At 62.2% G+C, this 1,396-nt stretch carries 1 protein-coding gene; it reads left to right on the top strand.

The window, feature by feature from the left end; all coding sequences use genetic code 11:
* Nucleotides 1-1,308: IS30 family transposase (locus MLGJGCBP_RS21280; protein ID WP_236581238.1), on the top strand; the 1,308-nt coding region annotated here is incomplete at its 5' end.
* Nucleotides 1,309-1,396: the final 88 nt, after the last annotated feature.

Raw genomic sequence — 1,396 nt, 5'->3', positions numbered from 1 at the left:
TTCTTCGGTGGGCCGCATGGCCCGCCGTCGGGCAAGGAACGCCAGATGAGACTGGATGGCTTCGTCCGGATAGACAGGGCGGATTCCACTGATCGAAGCGAATCCTTTCCCGAGAGGATTACGATGCCCAGGTATGCGTGGAACACGTCACCACAGGAGGACAAGCGCCGCTACTTCGAGCTGATCAGACAAGGCCACTCAGGAGCGAAGGCGGCAGCAACGGTCGGCGTGTCGCTCAGCTGTGGGTCGTTGTGGTTCATCGACGCTGGCAGTATGTCCTATGTCGAGAGTCCGATCAGTAGCCGTTACTTGAGCCAAGACGACCGAATCGAGATCGCCGACGGGCTGGCCCGTCAGGAGTCGGTCAAGACGATCGCGGAACGCATCGGCAAAAGCTTCCAGTCGGTGTACAAGGAGATCGCACGCAATCGAAAATCCGATGGTCGCTACCAACCGTGGTACGCCCACAACCAGGCACACCAGCGTCGACGACGCCCGAAAGTGCGTGTGTTCACCCACGATGACACGCTGCGTCAGCTCGTCGCCGCTAAGCTCGGCAAGCGCTGGTCACCGGCGCAGATCAGCCGGTGGCTGCGGCGACGTTACCCACGCCGCACGGCGTGGCACGTGTGCGTTGAGACGATCTACGAAGCGGTGTACCGCGGACTGGTCCTGGCTGCGACTGGCGGGTCTTTGCGCACCGGCCGGACTTATCGCCGGCGCCGTGGCCGCGGACGATCCCGGGACGGTTCGCTCAAGCAATCAACGAATATGACGCCCATCGCGCAACGGCCAGCCCACGTGGAATCACGTCGTCAGGTAGGGCATATCGAGGGTGACCTCATCATCGGCGCCGGCCAGAGATCGGCGATCGCGACACTCGTCGAGCGCAAGACGCGATTGACCATCCTGGTCGCGATCCGTGGTGGCCACTCCGCGCAAGTCGTCGGGGATGCTCTCATCGAGCGCTTCACGCAGATGCCCGTCTCGCTGCGTCGGTCGCTTACCTGGGACCAGGGCAACGAGATGTTTCACCATGAGCGTATCGCGGCCGCCACCGGCCTGAAGATCTACTTCGCCGATCCCCACTCGCCGTGGCAGCGGGGATCAAACGAAAACACGAATGGGCTTCTGCGGCAATATTTCCCGAAGGGAACTGACCTAAGCTGCTGGACCCAAGACCAGCTCGACGAGGTCGCCACCGAACTCAACGACCGTCCGAGGCTATGCCTGAATGACCTCACTCCGAACCAGGCTGTGCGACGATGGTGGCCCCTGCACGATTACCCGATGATTCGCCACGACTAGTGGAATCCGCCCAGCTTTGTAGCCCATGGTGATGTTGATGTCGCGGTGGCCGGCGATCACCTGGGCGATATGCGGTGGCAGCCCGCTC

Origin of the sequence: Rhodococcus sp. T7 (assembly GCF_009872365.1) — a bacterium.
Lineage (GTDB): Bacteria > Actinomycetota > Actinomycetes > Mycobacteriales > Mycobacteriaceae > Rhodococcus_F.
This window is presented reverse-complemented; position numbering and strand designations above follow the sequence as displayed.